The organism is Vibrio fortis (assembly GCF_000695685.1).
Lineage (GTDB): Bacteria > Pseudomonadota > Gammaproteobacteria > Enterobacterales > Vibrionaceae > Vibrio > Vibrio fortis_A.
Genome location: NZ_JFFR01000002.1, coordinates 155,777 through 172,472, shown reverse-complemented (window position 1 = coordinate 172,472; position 16,696 = coordinate 155,777). Strand labels below are relative to the sequence as shown.

At 43.9% G+C, this 16,696-nt stretch carries 15 protein-coding genes and 1 pseudogene; 6 read left to right on the top strand and 10 right to left on the bottom strand.

Annotated elements, in window-relative coordinates; genetic code table 11:
- Positions 1-95 precede the first annotated feature (95 nt).
- Positions 96-1,271 (top strand): formate-dependent phosphoribosylglycinamide formyltransferase, encoded by a 1,176-nt coding sequence (purT, locus tag VFDL14_RS21790; protein WP_032548845.1) that lies wholly within the window; start codon positions 96-98, stop codon positions 1,269-1,271.
- A gap of 83 nt (positions 1,272-1,354) precedes the next feature.
- Here purT and VFDL14_RS21795 read toward each other — a convergent pair whose 3' ends face one another.
- Positions 1,355-2,008 (bottom strand): thiopurine S-methyltransferase, encoded by a 654-nt coding sequence (locus tag VFDL14_RS21795; RefSeq protein ID WP_032548843.1) that lies wholly within the window; start codon positions 2,006-2,008, stop codon positions 1,355-1,357.
- Positions 2,009-2,289: 281 nt separating this feature from the next.
- Between VFDL14_RS21795 and VFDL14_RS21800 the strand changes: the two genes are divergently transcribed.
- Positions 2,290-3,063, top strand: coding sequence for a RelA/SpoT domain-containing protein (locus tag VFDL14_RS21800; RefSeq protein WP_032548842.1), 774 nt, complete (start codon positions 2,290-2,292; stop codon positions 3,061-3,063).
- Between the two features lie 108 nt (positions 3,064-3,171).
- Positions 3,172-3,448, top strand: a pseudogene (locus tag VFDL14_RS23765) (glycine betaine ABC transporter substrate-binding protein); the annotation flags it as partial.
- A 105-nt stretch (positions 3,449-3,553) separates the two neighbouring features.
- On the opposite strand, the gene ihfA reads toward VFDL14_RS23765, so the two are convergent.
- Positions 3,554-3,850 carry an integration host factor subunit alpha gene (ihfA, locus tag VFDL14_RS21805; RefSeq protein ID WP_004734853.1) on the bottom strand — a complete coding sequence of 99 codons (297 nt, stop codon included), beginning with the start codon at positions 3,848-3,850 and terminating at the stop codon, positions 3,554-3,556.
- A gap of 856 nt (positions 3,851-4,706) precedes the next feature.
- Here ihfA and VFDL14_RS21810 point away from each other — a divergent pair.
- On the top strand, positions 4,707-6,464 hold the full coding sequence (locus tag VFDL14_RS21810) for a hypothetical protein (RefSeq protein ID WP_235201645.1): 1,758 nt from the start codon (positions 4,707-4,709) through the stop codon (positions 6,462-6,464).
- Between the two features lie 93 nt (positions 6,465-6,557).
- On the opposite strand, the gene VFDL14_RS21815 is transcribed toward VFDL14_RS21810, so the two are convergent.
- From VFDL14_RS21815 to VFDL14_RS21825, 3 genes are all read right to left on the bottom strand, one after another.
- On the bottom strand, positions 6,558-6,977 hold the full coding sequence (locus tag VFDL14_RS21815; protein WP_032548840.1) for a hypothetical protein: 420 nt from the start codon (positions 6,975-6,977) through the stop codon (positions 6,558-6,560).
- Between the two features lie 219 nt (positions 6,978-7,196).
- The gene (locus tag VFDL14_RS21820) at positions 7,197-8,609 is read right to left on the bottom strand and encodes a sensor histidine kinase (protein ID WP_032548839.1); all 1,413 of its coding nucleotides are present in this window, start codon (positions 8,607-8,609) and stop codon (positions 7,197-7,199) included.
- A complete protein-coding gene (locus VFDL14_RS21825) occupies positions 8,593-9,267 on the bottom strand; it encodes a response regulator transcription factor (RefSeq protein WP_032548838.1) in 675 nt (224 codons plus the stop codon). The genes VFDL14_RS21820 and VFDL14_RS21825 overlap by 17 nt, the downstream gene beginning before the upstream one ends.
- Before the next feature lie 209 nt (positions 9,268-9,476).
- Between VFDL14_RS21825 and VFDL14_RS21830 the strand changes: the two genes are divergently transcribed.
- Positions 9,477-9,974 carry a GlcG/HbpS family heme-binding protein gene (locus tag VFDL14_RS21830; protein WP_032548837.1) on the top strand — a complete coding sequence of 166 codons (498 nt, stop codon included), beginning with the start codon at positions 9,477-9,479 and terminating at the stop codon, positions 9,972-9,974.
- Between the two features lie 102 nt (positions 9,975-10,076).
- Here VFDL14_RS21830 and VFDL14_RS21835 read toward each other — a convergent pair whose 3' ends face one another.
- From VFDL14_RS21835 to VFDL14_RS21855, 5 genes are all read right to left on the bottom strand, one after another.
- Positions 10,077-10,919, bottom strand: a complete 843-nt coding sequence (locus VFDL14_RS21835) for a metal ABC transporter permease (RefSeq protein ID WP_032548836.1) — start codon at positions 10,917-10,919, stop codon at positions 10,077-10,079.
- A 1-nt stretch (position 10,920) separates the two neighbouring features.
- Positions 10,921-11,841 carry a metal ABC transporter permease gene (locus tag VFDL14_RS21840; protein ID WP_152549202.1) on the bottom strand — a complete coding sequence of 307 codons (921 nt, stop codon included), beginning with the start codon at positions 11,839-11,841 and terminating at the stop codon, positions 10,921-10,923.
- Positions 11,841-12,722 carry a manganese/iron ABC transporter ATP-binding protein gene (locus tag VFDL14_RS21845; protein ID WP_032549686.1) on the bottom strand — a complete coding sequence of 294 codons (882 nt, stop codon included), beginning with the start codon at positions 12,720-12,722 and terminating at the stop codon, positions 11,841-11,843. Before VFDL14_RS21845 ends, VFDL14_RS21840 begins: the two co-directional genes overlap by 1 nt.
- 63 nt (positions 12,723-12,785) lie before the next feature.
- Positions 12,786-13,679 (bottom strand): metal ABC transporter substrate-binding protein, encoded by an 894-nt coding sequence (locus VFDL14_RS21850; RefSeq protein ID WP_032548835.1) that lies wholly within the window; start codon positions 13,677-13,679, stop codon positions 12,786-12,788.
- Positions 13,680-14,020: 341 nt separating this feature from the next.
- Positions 14,021-15,937 carry a methyl-accepting chemotaxis protein gene (locus VFDL14_RS21855; RefSeq protein WP_032548834.1) on the bottom strand — a complete coding sequence of 639 codons (1,917 nt, stop codon included), beginning with the start codon at positions 15,935-15,937 and terminating at the stop codon, positions 14,021-14,023.
- A gap of 320 nt (positions 15,938-16,257) precedes the next feature.
- Between VFDL14_RS21855 and VFDL14_RS21860 the strand changes: the two genes are divergently transcribed.
- Positions 16,258-16,695, top strand: a complete 438-nt coding sequence (locus VFDL14_RS21860; protein WP_032548833.1) for a hypothetical protein — start codon at positions 16,258-16,260, stop codon at positions 16,693-16,695.
- Position 16,696: the final 1 nt, after the last annotated feature.

Below are 16,696 nucleotides of genomic sequence, written 5' to 3'. Positions count from 1 at the left end.
CTAAAACCACCACGCAAACGTTTGCTTTTGGGGTTGGAATGAGTATGATCTCCCCGTTCTCAATTACTCGTTCAACATGTTCGGAAGGAATAACTATGTTTGGTACCGCCACTCGTGACAATGCTACTCGTGTACTTCTATTAGGCTCAGGAGAGCTAGGTAAAGAGGTTGCTATTGAGTGTCAACGTTTAGGTTTAGAAGTGATCGCTTGTGATCGCTACCCAGATGCCCCTGCAATGCAAGTTGCTCACCGCAGCCATGTATTAGATATGCTCGATGGCGATGCGCTGGAAGCTATCATAGAGCTCGAAAAACCCGATTACGTTGTACCTGAAATTGAAGCCATCGCGACCAGCAAGCTGGTTGAGCTAGAAGAGAAAGGCTTAAACGTCGTTCCTACGGCGAACGCAACCAAGTTAACAATGAACCGCGAAGGCATTCGTCGCCTTGCTGCGGAGGAGCTTGAACTGATGACTTCACCTTATCGCTTTGCCGATACGTTTGAAGATTTCTCAGCCGCCGTTGAATTTGTCGGAACCCCTTGTGTCGTTAAACCAGTAATGAGCTCATCAGGCAAAGGCCAAAGCGTTATTAAGAGCGAAGACGATATTCAGAAGGCATGGGACTACGCTCAAGAAGGCGGCCGCACTGGTGCTGGACGAGTAATCGTAGAAGGCTTTATCGACTTTGACTATGAAATCACTCTGCTTACTGTTCGTGCGGTTGACGGCGTTCACTTTTGTGCGCCAATCGGCCATCGACAAGAAGATGGTGATTACCGTGAGTCATGGCAACCACAGGTGATGTCTGACAATGCGCTCAAAGCTGCCCAATACACAGCAGGTAAAGTGGTTGATGCTCTAGGCGGCTACGGCATCTTTGGTGTCGAGCTGTTCGTAAAAGGCGACCACGTGATCTTCAATGAAGTATCACCTCGCCCGCACGACACTGGTCTGGTTACACTGCTCTCTCAAGACTCTTCTGAGTTCGCACTGCACGTTCGCGCATTCACTGGTATGCCAATCAAGAACATCACTCAATACGGCCCATGTGCTTCTGCTGTGGTACTTGGTCAGGGCGCATCAACGAATATCCGTTTCGAAGGTCTAGAGAACGCACTAAACGCGCCTCAAACTCAGGTTCGCTTGTTTGGTAAACCAGACATCAATGGCCGTCGCCGTTTAGGTGTCGCTCTAACACGTCGCGATAGTATTGAATCAGCTATTGAAGACGCAGTAGAAAGTGCAGCTAAGATTAAAGTGATCTACTAATCTAAATCATCGCAGTACAAGTTGTCAGAAAAAAGACGGGCCTCAGTGCCCGTCTTTTCGTTGTGATATGTAGTTAATATCTCTTATAGCTGACATTCAATCAGATAAACTTCTTCTGAGAAACGTGATAGACCTTTCTTGGCGATCTTAGGATGATCATCACCAGCAATATCTTGATTGAGTTGTGTAATCTTATATCCAGAGAATAGCTGTTCTACTTCATCTCTTGGTACACTGAACGGAGGCCCACTCATCTCTTCTTGATTGTAATCCAGAGTCACTAACAAGATCTTGCCACCAGGCTTTAGTAGCTGCTTCAATCTCTCCACATACTGCACTCGCATCTCTTTTGGCAATGCAACTAAAGAAGCACGATCATAAATCGTATCAACCGCTTGAATTGGCGCCGTGAAGTAATCACCAGTGTAGATGCTCAGTTCATCAAACTGGTACAGCTCATGTTGACCATTAATCTGTGTCACCATCGGCGTGTAAAAATGTTCCGAGAAAAATGCACGGACAGCGATTTGGCTTAGTTCAACACCCTGAACGTCTTGATGCTTAGATGCCAACCAAACGAGGTCTTCGCTCTTACCACACAGTGGAACAAAAACGCTCTTATCATGGCTAGGTTCTGTGTGCTTCCAAAACTCAATGAGCAGTGGGTTCACATCTTCTAGGTGGAAACCAATTTGGTTTGCGGCCCATTTATTGTGCCAAAATTCAGGATTATTCATCTTTCGTTCATCTTGTTCATTTAATAATGCAAGGGTACAGGATAGACAGGTAAGAGCAACCTTGGCAGGGGTCAAAGTTCTTGAAAATGTGGAACTAACGCTTCTTTAATTTGTCTATATGTTCACATACTAAAACAAGAGAAAACGTTAAGGTTGGTTTCTGTTCAAACGGCCCCATATAGTATGTAGAGACGACACAGTTTGAACAACAATTTGCTCTTAGCGTTACTGGTTACCCCTTTTAGTTTCACCGTTTTGTAACCTCGTATATTGGAGTTTGAATGAGTGTATTTCTCCGTACCACGGCACTAATGCTTCTTGTATTGAGCCGCGCGCCTGCATTCGCAGCAACTGTATCAACTAACTCAGCAGAACCTACTCGCACACCAGCACAAAACCAAGTGTCATCGAAAGTATTCCGTCACAGCCTAAGCGGCCTGTACGGAATCAAAGCGTTTGACTCAAATCCAACTCAACCTTATACCGACTTCGACGTGCTTTACAGCAAATCACACCAAGCTCAAGCAGAGCTAGAAACCATCTGTAAAAGTACTGCCCTACTTACCAACTCTGAAGCACTATTCGCCGGCGTAAAATCACAAGCTCGTGCAGAAGAAAAGATTGCATTGGAACTGAACGGCGACGTTACCCGAATCACCGACCTTGCTCGTGCAACCATTATTGCTAACGATGTAGAGAGCCTAGTAGAAGTGTACGAAGCAGTAAGTCGCGAAGCCGATGTCGTTAAAGTAAAAAACAAGTTTAAGTCTCCAGCTGACTCAGGTTACCGTGACCTTAACTTGCTAGTTCGCCTGCCAAAAACGAATATCATCGCGGAAGTTCAACTTCACCTTAAAGCGATTGCTGATGTGAAAAGTGGTCCAGAGCATGAACTGTATGAAATCATTCAGGGAATTGAGCGTAACGCACTGGCGCAAAACCGCCCTATCAATGACATTGAAGCAGCACAAATCAACAACCTAAGAAGCCAATCTCTAGAGCTATATCAGCAAGCTTGGCAGCCATATATCACCACTCACATTAAAGCAGCCTAGTCATTTCACACTCACTATCGACAGGTTGTTAACTCAAACAAATAGGCGGTCATCACGATCGCCTTTTTGATATCCTCAATCATCTAATCTAACTTAGGCTATTACTAGTCACCAACGCCGGTACTCGGTAAGTATGAAATGGTGAAAGTTGATTTTGGAAGTGGGACAGATATAGAAGAGTTTTGCAACCAGTCAACCAATTGCATACCAGTACTTTCAAAAACGTGGATTTACCAATGAGAAGATGAGTGAGCTTTTGGCTTGGATGGAAGACAATCAAGCAGACGCAGAAGAAGCAATGTATCACTTCTTGGAGACATCACCTGACGTATGGCACAACTGGGTACCACAAGACGTGGCTGAGAAAGTACAACAAGCGCTGTAAAAAGCGCTTTTATAACATTTGTTAAGATAATTTACTTAACAAGACTCATTCGCGTTACAGATATCAAAAAGAAAAAGACCACGCTGTGCGTGGTCTATTGCTTGGCTACTTCTCGATTTTAATATTTTCTACGCGGGCTTTTAGTTTTTGACCCGGTCTGAAAGTAACAACACGTCGAGCAGAGATTGGAATGTCTTCACCAGTTTTAGGGTTACGACCCGGACGCTCGTTTTTCTCGCGAAGATCAAAATTACCAAAACCTGACAGTTTTACCTGTTCGCCATTTTCTAGTGCTTTACGAACTTCTTCGAAAAACACTTCAACCGTTTCCTTGGCATCCCGTTTGCTGTATCCGAGTGTCTCAAACAGGTTCTCAGCCAAATCGGCCTTCGTGAGTGCCATAAAACTTTCCTCAAAGCTATGTTAAACCTTGCTACTATCGTCAGTAGCGCCGAAGCATTTACCCTATTCAATCAATGAGATAAGGCTGTTTACAAAGAAAGTGTATGCCAAGCTTCTGATTTTCGCCAACTTTTTTATCTCAACTCTTTAATTATTTATGCAAATCAAGAACATAACACTCTTAATTAAGTGGATATTAAACTGGAAAACATCTAACTAGCGAACAGCAAATAGAAGTAAAAACCAAATAAAATCAGATATTAAGAATATATAACTTAATTGAGACTTTTATACAAAATCGAGACTTTACGCTTACCTCTAATAAAATCAGCCACTTGGTTTAACATTAATCTCAACAGAGATTATATTTCGAACACAGAATTTCATGCCATTTATGACTCAACAGGATTTAATTCGAATACTCATATTGTAGCAATCGATTTCGATGATGCTTGTCAACGCTATAAACGCCCTCTTCCCTGTTGAAAGTCGTGGTTCAAATGTGACAACAGCTTGAATATTTGGTGAGCGACGCCCTGGTCGCATTAGCTCTACTATTTCTCATTGTTTCAACCAAAGTTATCAAAGTTTGATATAACATCTCTCAACTCACTAATATGAGGCCAAGCCAGACTAAAAGAAGTTGGAAGGAAGTAACTGATATTTCAAATGTATAAGTGCGACCGATAACGCATTCATCAAGAATCAAATGTGAAACGTCACGTATTTGATTTCTGTATGCATTGAATGCAATTGCAACCGTATGATTACAATTAACCAGTTTAGTTAAGATCTATAAATTGGAAGTAATTATATGATAAGGAATGGTTTTTATTGTCTCCTCCCAGCTGTTGCATTGGCTACCCTCTCAGGATGTGGCGGTAGCGATGGAGGAAGCTCACCAAGTAGTTCTCTTACGGTACCGCAAACCAGCTTTGATCTCGAATCGACTGCATTCGAAGAGGCTAGCATTGATATCCCGTTTAGCGTTCGACACATTACTGGGGATAACCTTTACTATGGTGTATTCGGTGACAGTGAGGTGATAGAGAGGATCGATATCTACGCAAATGACGATAACACCGGCTATGCGAGCGTGCTTTTTAAGCCTGGATATCAATTGGGAAGTGGTACTAAATCAACCAATATTGAATTCAACATTTGTCACGATTACTACTGCAACGAGCACTATTCTGGTTCACCCAAATCTGTCGTTCTTACTAACGAAGTGACACTGGGCCAACAAATCAGCTTAGCTGAATCCAAAATTGAAGTTACTGCAGATTATAACGATGTGAATATAGGTCATAATGTTGCGGAGCTCATCCAATTTTCTGGTTCTGATCCCTACCAACTTCACTTAGAAGCACAAGCTGGCAATCCAATAGTAACATCTGTCAATCCTTTCCCTGCACTCGCTAGCATCGGGCTGAATATGACATTTGAAACGCCTTCTGTTGTGGGAGGTGGAACATACAGTTCGGCTGTCACCGTCAAAGCCTGTTACGATGCTAACTGTGCTTATCCGATTGAAGGCAGCCCGCTCACCGTTCCTGTTGATTACATTATTACAGGGATGACACCGACACCAAGTCCGGACCCCGACACAGGAACACCACCAACCAACAACGCGAAAGTCGATTTTGATAATCAACCAAGCCACAACACGATTGACGCAGCCTATTCTGACGCACTAAATGTGATAGCCATCATTTCTGATTCACCAAAAAACACGGTCTATTTCTATAGCCTGTCAGACGCTAAGTCTTATGAAATCGACCTAACTAGAACTCCCACTTCTATCGCAGTCGATAATATCAATGGGACGAATCGCTTTATCGTCGGTCACAACATGATGATCACGACTGTAAACTACAACAACGCCACGCCACAAAGTAGCCAAACCAATCAGATATTCAATTCTCATGATGTCTTTGATTTGTCGACTGACGGTAGATACGCGTGGACGTTACCAAGCGAAGACCAGTGGGAAGAGCTACAGATCATCAACCTCAATGACGGTTCAGTCAAACTCGGCGATGTATGGGGTTACTATGAACAGACAAAATTGAAGATTAACCCGACGAGCTCAGCTCTTTACAGCCTAACCACGGTAATAAGCCCAGGAAATATTTCTAGAGCAGATCTAACCGATCCGGCTTCACCTGCATACCCGGTAAGCTCGATTTATCATGGAGACTACCAATTCTGTAATGACTTTTGGTTCAATCATACTGGCACATCTATCTTTACCCAATGTGGTGTAAAGCTAAATGCATCAGACAATGCCAATGAAGACATGCGCTATGCAGGTCAAATTACACTGCCACCAACGCAAGGTTGGCCATATTACTCTGCGATTGAAACATTGGACGAATCACACGATAGCACGAAGCTTGCGTACGCAATGCAGGGAGAAGACAGTGCGATAAGAGTCTTGTCATCGTCTGATTTGAGCTTACAAGAGAGCTTCACCTTAGATGACTCAACCATAGAGAACATTGACTACCCTACTACTCCTAAGTTCCTATTCTATGGCGCAGACGGCAAACTTAACATTGTTAGCACAGCAACAGCAAACAACGAAACTCATACTCTCATTTTCCAACACTAGCTATCACTTCTAACCTTGTTATAGAAACAACAAAGGCCTCGCAAATCGCGAGGCCTTCCATGTCAATTATGCTAAAGCAAATTACTCTTTACGCTACTTGGATAAGGTATCTCTAAACAAGTCTTGGTCAAGTTCCATGCTTTTCAAACAAGGGCCAATTTGATCACGCTTATCAAGGTGCGTTGTTAAGTGAGATGTTATTAGGCACGTAGCGTAAAATCGCAAATAGCCATCGACCTCGTTAAATGTTTTATTAGGAAACTTCTTCTCAACTTTAGAGACACAAAACTCCTCATTTTCTTGCATGTCATTGATACACTGCTGCTGCGTTATATCAAAGCACGCCAAATACTCTGGTTGTACACAAAATAGATCGTTTCCATTTGCATGCAACTTATCAAGGGTTGCCTCAGCTACAATTTCTTTGATTAGATTATTTTTCTTCGGTTTTTCCGCCGTTGTAACACAACCACTTAAAAACACAGCCAACGTCACTGCTATATAGAACTTCATTCTTACCTATCTTTTTTGAATTGTTGTCACTTAACCAGTAAGGATATACACAATCAGCCAAATCAAAGATTTGCCGTTTTGAGCGAATAATTATAAATCGCCTTACTATTCAAGAGATTGTACATAAATGCTCGACGATTGATAAACATTTAATAATCCAGACTAATAAAAAGAAGTAATAGAGATAAACCCAGCAAATAATATACGCAGTCGCAGAAGCTAAAGAGATATTGTAAATGTACTTCCCTCTCCTACTTTAGAATCGACTGTCAATGTACCATCAAGGTTCTCGACCATAGCCATTGCGAGTGAGAGACCTAGCCCGTACCCTTGTACATTACTTCTGCTGCTATCGACTCGGTACAAGCGTTCAAAGATCAAGGCTTGGAACTTAGGCTCAATGCCGATGCCAGTATCTTGAACAGAGATACTCACTGATTCATTGCCCTCTTGTTCAGCACTCAATGTAACACTGCCTTGCTCGGTATATTTAATCGCATTATCAAGCAGGTTAACCAATACCTGCGTCAACTTGTCTGGGTCAGATTGAAGTCTTAAATCACTCGCCGCATCGACGATCAACTCAATCTGCTTGTCTTCGGCGACATCTTCATACCAACTCGCAACATTACGGATAACCTCAGATACGTTCGTCTCAATTTTCTGCGGTATACGTTTTCCAGTTAGTTCATCATTGAGCTTCATTAAGGCAGAAAGCATGTTGCTCGCTTGCGTTGCATGTTCTGCGCAGTCGGCTAGCGCTTCTTTCATTGAATGCTGATCGCCATGGTTAATTAAGGCGGCTTGGGAGGCTAATGTGATACGCGTGAGAGGCGTACGAATATCGTGAGCAATAGCATCAACCGTTGTGTTTAAAGTCGTTGTAACATGGTGAAGTCTCGCCACCGAACTCCGGACACTTGAACTGATCACCTCTAACCCTTTTGGCGACTCTGTATGCTGTTCTTTGAGCTCCAATTGCCCTTTCTGGAGCTGGTCCAATAGATCACCAAACGTGACAAGCGGGGACATAGCACTTTGTATAATCTTACGGGTAAAGACTGCCGTTACTACCAACAAAGCAACAAGAGCATAGAGTGTCATTAACCATTGATTGACCGCGATGTGGTCCCTTGCACGATTATCCAGTACCAGCCAAAAGTCGTAACCCTCACCTTCCATTTTCAGCGACATGTAGGGATTAAATACAAAGCTATCGAGCCACGTTCTTTGGTTGTCAATCTGATACTGTAGAAGCGAGCCGGCCAAGTCGACGCCATTAGAGTTCGACAACCTATTAGCGATATTCATGTCCCCAGCAACAAATACCTCTTCATTCGGCTTGTGATTATTCACGGCATAGGCCGCAATATTATTCTCGATAAGACGATGCGGATTCGCCTCCAACACATGAATCAGTCGCTCAGGCGAATCGTAGGTCAAAATTCGTTGATACTCAGCCGACATCGAGGTCATTATCTTCTTTTCAGTTTGGTAAAGATCGAAGAAGAATATTGCCCCAACGATCAACTCCACCAGCAACAAGCAGAGTAACAGCGCTGCCATAAGGCGCAACAACAGATGATTTTTAGCTTTCGCTAGAGCTTGCTCGATGTTACGACTTGAGGACATAACCGACACCTCTCAGTGTATGAATCAACGGTGTTGAAAAGCCTTTATCCACTTTGCTTCGCAAGCGACAGACCAGAACATCAACAACGTTAGTTTGTGGGTCGAATTGATGCCCCCATACATGTTCTAAGATTGCGGTTTTAGACATCACCGCTTCTGGGTTCTCAAGAAGTAGCTTCATCAGCATAAACTCACGCTGATTGATAGTAATCGTCTGTTGATCACGACATAAGGTGTGTTTGATGAGGTCAAGACTAAGAGGACCATACTCGAGCGATAAAGCCTGAGTGACTGGTTGCTTTCCACGACGGGTCAGCGTCTGACAACGAGCTAAGAGCTCAGGGAAAGCAAACGGCTTAACTAAATAGTCATCAGCTCCAGATTGTAACCCCTGAACACGCTCTTCCACTGAATGCTTTGCACTTAGAATAATTACCGGCGTTGCGTAGCCTTGTCCTCTCAGCTCTGCCAATACTTCAAAGCCATCTTTCTTCGGCAACATAATATCGAGAATAATGACGTCGAATTCTTCAGTCATCGCTTCATGCAGACCGTCAATGCCGTCTGTTGCGTGCGTTACGCTAATCCCTTGTTGCTGAAAGCCATTCACCAAAAATTTGGCAATATGAAGATCATCTTCAATCAATAGTATTTTCATTAACGTCCATTTATCCGTAAGGCTTGTTCTCAATACACTCTATCAACATCCTTTCTCGAATATAACCAAGATTACAATTTTGTAATGTTTCGGAAAGGCTGCCGCAATTATGACTTCGTTAGTATGACCTTGTTGAATCAAAACACCTTGTTGTTGAAACACAGGTCTCTGAAACAAAACCAATAAAAAAATGTCTTAACGGAGTAAACATGAAAACAATGACACGTACTTTTATCACAGCAGCTTTCGCTTCATTTGGCTTCTCTAACTTTGCATTGGCCGCGGAAACTCAAACCGTATCAGTTACACAAATCTCTTCCAAAGCCGCATTCCAACTGGCTCAAGAAGCGGTCAATCAATGTGAGGCAGATGGTTATAAGGTTTCAGCTACCGTTGTTGACCTATCTGGAAACGTCATTGCTCAATTACGCTCTGACGGCGCCGGTATCCACACATTAGACAGCTCTCGTAAAAAAGCCTTCACCGTTGCGAGCATGAAACAGCCGTCTGGTAACTTGATGAAACTCATCGCTGACAAACCTATCATGCAGCCTCTACAAAACATGGATGACAATTTACTGTTCTTGGCGGGTGGCGTTCCAGTACAACTGAATAACGCTATGATTGGTGCCATTGGTGTTGGCGGAGCGCCGGGTGGACATTTAGATGTGGCTTGTGCTGACAAAGCGATTAAGAAATTCTTTTAGCCACTGCTTGCCCGTATCTCTACATACACAAATAAACGAATAAACAAAAAGCGCTCCAATGTGAGCGCTTTTCAAGTATTCAGACGTGTAACCTCAATCAAATCATGCCGTCGTTGTGTGCAACTTTTGCGACTGCTTCTTAGTAATCGAGATACGTCTTACAAGTGCAATAACAAACACGAGGCTTTGAATCAGAACGATTGTTGGGGCTGGTGCACTATCAATATGGAAACTCAAATACGCGCCCAACACCATAGTTGTAAGGTTCACCACACACGCAATCCAGAGCATGGTTGAAAAACGCTTCACTAACAGAAATGCTATTGCGCCGGGTGCGATAAGCAAACTAATTGCCAGGATAAGACCGATTGCGCTCAGCGTGGCTACAATGGTCAGCGAGAGGAACGTCAGCAAGGTGTAATGCAACACGGTTACATTCAGTCCACTAACTTTAGCTTGAACCTCGTCAAAAGAGTGCAACAGAAAATCTTTCCAGAACAATACGATACCGAGAACAACCACCGCTGAGATGATCGCTGCAGTACTTAGCTCTTGCGTATCTACGCCAAGCATATTGCCAAATAGGATGTGATCTAAATGTGCGTGAGTATCTAACGCTACATAAAGCACAATTCCTAATGCAAACATGCCAGAGAATACAACGCCCATCACCGTGTCTTGTTTCACTCGGGAGTTTTCTGCCAAGAAACCAGTCAAGAAACTACATAACATCCCCGCCAAAAATGCGCCTAGCAATAACGGTAAACCCGTTACATACGCCAGAACAATACCCGGTAGTACAGCGTGACTCACAGCATCCCCCATAAGTGCCCACCCTTTCATCACCAGAAAGCAAGAAAGTAGCGCCGTAGGCAAAGCAACAATCAAGCAAATCAGAAAAGCGTTTTGCATGAAGGGAAATTGGAATGGCAACAACAAATCCATACTAATACTCCTTGGCCAAAGATGTGTGCTCAAGGGCCGAACCAGAAGCGCTGAGCTCATCAGAATCTGGCCTCTTTGCTAGTGCTTTTTTCGCCCTTATACGGGCAGCCAGATAACCATGCTTGGGAGCAAAGAAAAACGCCAAAAGGAAGATAATGGTTTGCAGGCAGATGATAATGCCCCCTGTCGCCCCATCTAGGAAGAAACTAACATAAGCGCCAGCAAAACTCGTTGTGCTACCAATAATGACTGACACCAAAATCAGTCGGGGGAAACGGTCGCACAACAGGTATGCCGTTGCACCCGGCGTCACCACCATAGCAATAACCAACAGCGCTCCTACCGTTTGCATCGCCGCAACAATCGATGCAGATAGAAGAGTGAAGAAAATCGCCTTTAGAAAACCGGGATTAAGACCTATGGATCGCGCATGGTTTTCATCGAAGAACGTCACCATAAGATCTTTCCACTTCGCCAATAGAACCACCAGCGTGACAACACCAATCACGACTAACTGAAGCGTATCTTCAGGTGTGATGGAGAGAATGTTACCCATGGTGATGGTTTGAACGCTGACAGAGATAGGGTTGATTGAAATAAGGAAAAGACCAAGTGCGAAAAATGAAGTGAAGACTAAGCCGATGATCACATCGACTTTCAAGCCGGAACGTTCAGATAGGAACAGCATAGTACCTGCGGCTATTCCACCAGAGATAAAGGCACCGAAAGCGAATGGAAGACCAATCATATAAGCCAATGCAACACCCGGCACAACGGCATGTCCCAGAGCGTCACCAATTAAGGACCACCCTTTAAGCATGAGATATGCAGATAGAAACGCGCACACGCCGCCTACTAAAGCCGAAACCCACATAGCGTTATTCATATAGCCGTAACTAAATGGCTGTAACAACAGTTCCATCATAATTGAGGCTCCGTCTTTTTCGCTGTCAACGCCTTGCCGTCATACTGAATGAATGGTCGCTCATCGTCAGTAAGAATGGTCAGTTCTCTAGTATCCTCATCGTGATGAAGTGCATTACCACCCAACTTAAAGTGTCGTAGTGAGCCGCCAAACACGCGTTGTAGGTTTTCCTCGGTGTAAGTCGTTTCAATCGGGCCAGAGGCCAGAACCGTTTTGTTGACCATGATGGTTCTATCGCAAAACTCAGGCACAGAACCAAGGTTATGCGTCGACACCAACATGACGTGCCCTTCATCACGAAGCGATTTAAGAAGGTCGATAATTTGATGCTCAGTCTTTACATCAACACCCGTAAAAGGTTCATCCAACAGAATCACCTTTGCTTCTTGAGCCAGTGCTCTAGCCAAGAACACACGCTTCTTTTGTCCTCCAGATAGTTCACCGATTTGACGCTTTCGAAACTCCAGCATATTGACGCGCTCAAGAGCTAGATCGACGGCCAAATGATCAACATCTTTGGGCCTGCGAAGCCAATTCATGTGACCGTAACGTCCCATCATCACCACTTCTTCAACCAAAACTGGGAAGCTCCAATCGATCTCCTCCGACTGAGGCACATAAGACACCATGTTACTTTTGAGCGCTTTTTTAACGCTCTCACCCAATATTTGGATTTGTCCTTTGGACATAGGAACAAAGCCCATGATTGCCTTAAAAAGAGTCGACTTCCCTGCTCCATTCACACCAACCAGTGCCGTCACTGACCCTTGCGGTACGGTAAAGTCCGCATCATAAAGGGCTGTGTAACCATTACGATAGGTAACCGTTACATCACTGACTGAAATGCCAAGGCGTTCCTCGTTTTTAACATCACTCATAACTGGTGCTTTGCTCCCAAAATCCGGTTGAATCATTGTGTCTAATGTCGTTGAACATATGTCTTAGTTCGTCGCAGTAAGGCCATTTGCTACAGTAGTTGAGGTCACTTTTAGCAAATCTAGGTAAGTAGGAACCGGGCCATCAGCCGTTGATAGCGAATCGACAAACAGTTCACCGCCATACTGGGCGCCGGTATCTCTTGCCACTTGTTTTGCTGGCGAGGTATTGACGGTTGATTCACAAAATACGACTGGGATATGGTTTTGTTTTACGCCATCGATAACTGAACGTACCTGCTGTGGAGTACCGACTTGATCAGCGTTCATTGGCCATAGGTACAATTCTCTCAAGCCAAAATCTTTAGCAAGGTAACTAAACGCTCCTTCGCATGTGACTAGCCAGCGATTGCCGTCAGGGATCTGAGCGATCTGGTCTTTTAAAGGTTCGATGGTTGCTCTGAGCTTGGTTTTGTAAGCTGCTGCGTTCTTTACATAAATCGCCGCGTTATTTGGGTCGTGTTCAGCAAACGCTTCAACAATGTTATCAATGTAGATAAGTGCGTTATCTAGACCCATCCACGCATGCGGGTTCGGTTTACCTTCATAAGAACCGGAAGCGATAGGAATTGGGTTGATTCCCTTGGTCAACGTTACCGCCGGTACGTCTTTCATATTTGATAGAAACTGCTCAAACCAAAGTTCTAGGTTCATACCATTCCACAAAATAAGATCAGCATCAGATGCGCGAACAATATCTTTCGGCGTTGGCTCGTAACCATGAATCTCAGCACCAGGCTTCGTAACAGAAACCACTTCAGCTGCATCCCCTGCAACGTTTGAAGCCATATCAGCCAACACAGTAAAGGTAGTCACGACCTTCATTTTATCTTCCGCTGCATTTGCTAATGGCGATATTGCCAGTAACAGTGACGAGGCAACCAACGCTAGCTTTTTCATACCTTTCTCCTTGATAGTGAGAATCTCTAATACTGTGTTAACATATCCGTGATTTTTGCGAATGGTTCGCATTTACAACACATATTAATGCGAACAATTCTCATTATCAATGTTAATTTGCACGTTTGAGTAGACTATCTAGGAAAACAATTAGGATTGGTTTAAATCGTAACCAGTTCGTTGAATTCTGTGCTGGTTAGGAGGGATTTCATGCAAAAAGAATTGAAGCGCCAAAAGGAAATGTCGCTTACGAGTGAAGTTACAGAAACAAAAAAGCCACCATATAATCATTGTATGGTGGCTTTTTTATCTTCCATTTTTTGTAAGTTCGCTACCTATGTTTAACGGTTAGACTCTTCAACTTTGAATTTGCTCATCAAATCATCGAGTCGGTTATTCACCTCTACAAGCTTGGCTGCACCTTCGTCCATCTCAATACCTGCAGCTTTCAACGCAACAACAATGTCGTTAATCTGGTTAGTGTTGCGTCCAATTTCATGGGTCACGCCGCTCTGCTCTTCAGCAGACGTCGCGATTTGCATACTGGCATCATTAATCTCGGTGATATGCACAGATACCTCAGCCACACTGGCCTCTAAACCGTTGGTGCTCTCTTCGGTATCATTGCAGCGAGCTTTGGTACTCTCCATAGCTTCGACCATGGTTTTGCTGCCAACCAAGAGTTCATTCAGCGCTTTTTCAATCTCTTCGGTACTGGTTTTCGTGCGGCCAGCAAGGTTTCTCACCTCATCTGCCACCACGGCAAAGCCTCTACCCTGCTCACCAGCTCGCGCCGCTTCAATCGCTGCATTGAGTGCCAACAAGTTCGTTTGCTCTGCAATATCGCTGATGACCGTCAGGATAGAATAGATGCTCTCGGACTTAAGGTTCATTTCCTGAACGCGTTCCATCGCCTTATCGATGTCTGATCTCAGCTCAACCATACTCTCTTTAGAACGCTCAATCGTTTCCATCGAAGCGTAACCCAGAGACTCTGCCTTTTGAGTTAATTGAGCCGTTTGTGAAGCGCTTTGCGCTACGGCTTCGGCTGTGGAGTTCATCTCTACAATCGCAGTGGCTACTTGTTCAGTCTCCGCAGCGTGCTCAGTCAATCTTTCCGCACTTACACGTGACTGCTCTGATAGATTAGCCGTTCTGCTTTTCAACTCTGATGAAAGTAACTTAACCTCAAGCACCATATCTTGCAGTTGAGAAACGAAACCATTGATTCCTTTGGCAATACGACCCAAGTCATCGTTCGAGGTTTCTGGCAATCGCTTAGTTAGATCACCATTGCCTTGAGCTAGCCCTTCGACCAAGTCACGCAGAGCCAATACAGGGCGATATAGGTAATTAAAGACAAGCGTCAAAGTCAAAACGGTAAACAGGATTACCAGCAAAACACTGACAATCTTCTCTTGGCGTAGGTCATACAGCTCTGCAAAAGCAACCGACTCATCAACACGAATCGCGAAATACCATGTTTTGTCTGCGACCTTAAACGCATTCGAGAACAGAAGCTTACCCGAGCCGTCGAGCTCGTACTCTTGAAGAGCAGAAGGCTGATTCACGGCATTCAATGCAACACTACCAAACCCTTGTAACTCAGACGCCTTAACGCCATTTTTAATCTCTGGAGAAGAAGAAGCCAAAACCGTGGTGTTCTGATCCATCATGATCGCCACCGCCCCTGGGATCTCCGATACCTGTTTAACAACTTGGTTTAAGTAATCTAGCGTCAAATCTGAAGACAAGGTTCCATCAAACGCTTTCTGTACAAAGCTAATCCAGATAACACCATCACTTGCGATATAAGGTTCAGTCACTGATACACCTGACTGTCTTTGGGCAAGCAGGTACCATTCTCTTTTCGTCACATCGCCATCGTATTTGTGATTCGGCCATGTATCCGCACTTTGGTTCCAGTAACCATCACCATTGTCTAGAGAGATCACTACACTGCCAATGTCCATCGCTTTGGCTAGTATTTGAGTTTGCTCGACATAATTTGTTGGGAAGGGTTTATTATTGTAGTGATTGGCAATGCTTGAAACGCTATTTGCCTTTTGAGCGAAGTACTGCTCGACGGTGAGGGATTGTTGCTTGGTGTAATCAGTGAAATACTGCTCTACATCCTTTATTACGAACTCTTCTGTCTGTTTATATCCATAAAGCTCGCTCGCCATTAATAACACGGTCATTAACAAGGCTACGGAACCTAACAGAATTCCCTTGAAACCTAGACTTCCTTTTCTCATATACATCTCCTGACCTAGAGTACTGACCTGATTACTGCGGATCTTAAAATCATTCACAGAACCAATACAAACCTCGTTATAACACAACATCAACAAATAAAACTATCAGTAGGAGTGTGAAGGTTTTATGACAATAACCAATAAGGAGATCTAGACCACGATTCAACGCATTTCTACACTCAGCACAACCAGCTCGTCTGTTAATTAACAAATTCAATCTAATGCCCACCGATAACCACATATACTAGGGGGTAGTATTTTATACTCAAGGGGAGTATAGTTTTTTGAGTTGTTATATACCACGGAAGAAGAGTTTCTGAATGAAAGATGTTAAAGGTGTTTTCCGCAATCTAGAAAAGATGCTGAGAAAAGCAAACTGGTTTGACGATGGTTGGGAAATTTACAACCGTGGAGAATACCTGCAGTTATACAAAGAGACCTGGTTCAATCAGAGCCAAGGTGGTATTCATTTCGAAACCTTTATCGAAGAGCATCAAATTAAACAAAAGTCTTTTCCTATCTGTATGCATGCCGAAGAGGACTGCCCTGCCCAAGCGGAGTTTATCCGCCAATTTAAAGAGATAGAGAAAAGTCGAATTGAGAGCTGGAAAGGATACAAAATTCAAGACAACAGCTACGGCATTTGTCAGCGAACGCTGCCACTAAACTTCAAAAACCTAGAACAGCGTTTATTTGAAGAGTTCAACCGACTGCGCGCTCTAGAGGCCAGCGTCGAAAAAATACTAGATAGGCTTTAAC

What these genes read in the sequence shown, in the direction of transcription:
- VFDL14_RS21845 (WP_032549686.1), bottom strand. Translation starts at nt 12,722, where the DNA reads ATGAGTGATGTTAAAAACGAGGAACGCCTTGGCATTTCAGTCAGTGAT.
- VFDL14_RS21825 (WP_032548838.1), bottom strand. Translation starts at nt 9,267, where the DNA reads ATGAAAATACTATTGATTGAAGATGATCTTCATATTGCCAAATTTTTG.
- VFDL14_RS21830 (WP_032548837.1), top strand. Translation starts at nt 9,477, where the DNA reads ATGAAAACAATGACACGTACTTTTATCACAGCAGCTTTCGCTTCATTT.
- VFDL14_RS21815 (WP_032548840.1), bottom strand. Translation starts at nt 6,977, where the DNA reads ATGAAGTTCTATATAGCAGTGACGTTGGCTGTGTTTTTAAGTGGTTGT.
- VFDL14_RS21800 (WP_032548842.1), top strand. Translation starts at nt 2,290, where the DNA reads ATGAGTGTATTTCTCCGTACCACGGCACTAATGCTTCTTGTATTGAGC.
- ihfA (WP_004734853.1), bottom strand. Translation starts at nt 3,850, where the DNA reads ATGGCACTCACGAAGGCCGATTTGGCTGAGAACCTGTTTGAGACACTC.
- purT (WP_032548845.1), top strand. Translation starts at nt 96, where the DNA reads ATGTTTGGTACCGCCACTCGTGACAATGCTACTCGTGTACTTCTATTA.
- VFDL14_RS21860 (WP_032548833.1), top strand. Translation starts at nt 16,258, where the DNA reads ATGAAAGATGTTAAAGGTGTTTTCCGCAATCTAGAAAAGATGCTGAGA.
- VFDL14_RS21850 (WP_032548835.1), bottom strand. Translation starts at nt 13,679, where the DNA reads ATGAAAAAGCTAGCGTTGGTTGCCTCGTCACTGTTACTGGCAATATCG.
- VFDL14_RS21835 (WP_032548836.1), bottom strand. Translation starts at nt 10,919, where the DNA reads ATGGATTTGTTGTTGCCATTCCAATTTCCCTTCATGCAAAACGCTTTT.
- VFDL14_RS21840 (WP_152549202.1), bottom strand. Translation starts at nt 11,841, where the DNA reads ATGGAACTGTTGTTACAGCCATTTAGTTACGGCTATATGAATAACGCT.
- VFDL14_RS21820 (WP_032548839.1), bottom strand. Translation starts at nt 8,609, where the DNA reads ATGTCCTCAAGTCGTAACATCGAGCAAGCTCTAGCGAAAGCTAAAAAT.
- VFDL14_RS21795 (WP_032548843.1), bottom strand. Translation starts at nt 2,008, where the DNA reads ATGAATAATCCTGAATTTTGGCACAATAAATGGGCCGCAAACCAAATT.
- VFDL14_RS21855 (WP_032548834.1), bottom strand. Translation starts at nt 15,937, where the DNA reads ATGAGAAAAGGAAGTCTAGGTTTCAAGGGAATTCTGTTAGGTTCCGTA.